This window comes from Micromonospora sp. NPDC007220 (genome assembly GCF_040634035.1).
GTDB lineage: Bacteria > Actinomycetota > Actinomycetes > Mycobacteriales > Micromonosporaceae > Micromonospora > Micromonospora reichwaldensis.
Genome location: NZ_JBEYEU010000046.1, coordinates 23446 through 24469, shown reverse-complemented (window position 1 = coordinate 24469; position 1024 = coordinate 23446). Strand labels below are relative to the sequence as shown.

The 1024-nt window shown below is 68.0% G+C and carries 1 protein-coding gene; it reads right to left on the bottom strand.

What is annotated here, in order from left to right:
* A partial coding sequence (locus tag ABZ573_RS32015) for a hypothetical protein (protein ID WP_358122812.1) occupies positions 1–535 on the bottom strand: 535 nt, incomplete at its 3' end.
* Between the last annotated feature and the right edge of the window lie 489 nt (positions 536–1024).

Genomic DNA, 1024 nt, shown 5'->3' with positions numbered 1-1024 from the left:
GGTCCGGGTACGCCGACACCTGCACCGTCTGCGCGGCCTTCGTCAGCGGCATGTCCTGCCACCCGTCGACCTGCTTCAGACCCTTCAGGAACGCCATCGTCGAGTACTCCGGGTCGGTGATCTGCTCCACCGTGCCCCAACCCGAGGACGGGCGCTGCTGGAACAGGCCCTGCGAGTCGTGGTCGTTGCGGTCACCCAGATGACCCAGGTTCTCCAACTTCGACTCCTGCAGTGCGGTGGCGATGGAGACCACGGCGGCCCGTTCGTCCATGCCGGCCTTCTTCGTGGCCGCGATGATGGCCTTGACGTTGTCTACCTGCTCGTCGGACAGGTCAACGTGCGACTGGGCGCCCTGCACACCGTGCGGGATCAGCTTGGCCTTGTCGACCGACGGCTTGTCGGCCTGCACGGCAACTGCCACCGGCGTCGACTCCACCGACGGGACCGCCTGCGCGGTCGCGGGACCGGCGAACACGCCACCGGCGAACGCGAGACCAGCAACACCGAGAACGCTCTTACGAATGATCGTGTTCATCAGAAACGCTCCATTCGGGGGTTGGCACCCACACCGAGGGGGATCGGCTTCACGCGGATGCAAGCACCGTCGGCGCTCATGCGAACTCAAAGGGATCTCCAGCGAAGCCTGGAGAGGATCTCCGACATTCAGCCGGAGGAAAGATCAGATCGGCCGTGCCGGCCGGATGTCCGACCCGTGCGGGGCGAAAGGGGGCCGGGCTGTTGCGCGGGGCGGGGGGACGCCCTCACGTCGGCCGGACCGTGTGTAACCACCGGCGGCCCGCCATCATTCCGGGGGCCCCGGGCCCGCCAACCCATCGGGGCGGCGTGACCTCGGCGGCGTGGGTCTTGCTCGGTCGTACGCAGGGTGTAACGACCCCGCCCCCGCCACGATTCCGCACCCACGATGCCCCCGGTCACACTCACACGCCACCCACCGACGACCCACCGACCCAACCCCCACCGGACAGCCACACGAAATCGGACACCGGCCACAGACAGGTCCACG